This window comes from Sesame phyllody phytoplasma (assembly GCF_018390775.2).
Classification (GTDB): domain Bacteria; phylum Bacillota_I; class Bacilli_A; order Acholeplasmatales; family Acholeplasmataceae; genus Phytoplasma; species Phytoplasma australasiaticum.
The window spans coordinates 1-628 of the sequence record NZ_JAHBAJ020000037.1 but is presented as its reverse complement, the minus strand read 5'-3'; the positions used below and the strand labels follow the sequence as shown (position 1 = coordinate 628).

1 protein-coding gene is annotated in these 628 nt (G+C 38.4%); it reads right to left on the bottom strand.

What is annotated here, in order from left to right; all coding sequences use genetic code 11:
- Positions 1–628: group II intron reverse transcriptase/maturase (locus KHD59_RS02415; protein ID WP_308699653.1), on the bottom strand; the 628-nt coding region annotated here is incomplete at both ends.

The window sequence follows — 628 nt, the reverse complement described above, 5'->3', positions numbered from 1 at the left end:
AATCGTTTGGTAATGCGCATTGCGAACCGTGCCAATGTGATGAATTTGAAGTTGGGTTGTTTTGCCGCAATTCTCACAATGTTCCGCTTTTAGACGGTCAGTCAGATGGGTACGGCCTTGGAATATATATTTGTTGATGGTAACGTCAGGGTTCTCCTTGTAATTACGCATTTTTCTAATTTTATCCCAAGAATAAACAACCCATGGTTCATATTGGGTTCTTCCTTTATTAAGATAAGAAATACCCCAGGTTGAACCAATTTTACATTTCTTTCGAACTTTGGCAATTGACGTTTTCCGTTTCCTTGCCAGTGTTTTCAAACAGCTATATTCCGCTAGATAATTTAAATGGGTTAAGACCCCGAGATTGTTAGCTAAACAAAAGTATTGGATAATTCCTCTAACTATTGTTTGATAAGTTCGGATTATTTCTAACTCGTCTCTATCTGCTAATGTTTCATCGTGTCTCACCTTTCCCCTTTTTAACCAATTATATTCCTCTCCATATTCTTTCGCTTTCGCCTTGGGAATTTGGATCTGAACTTTGCCGTTTAAGGAATTCTTGGTGGCCTTCTCTTGGCGAGTTTTATTAGTAGGGTTGACCTTTACCATGTAGGATAGAAACCTC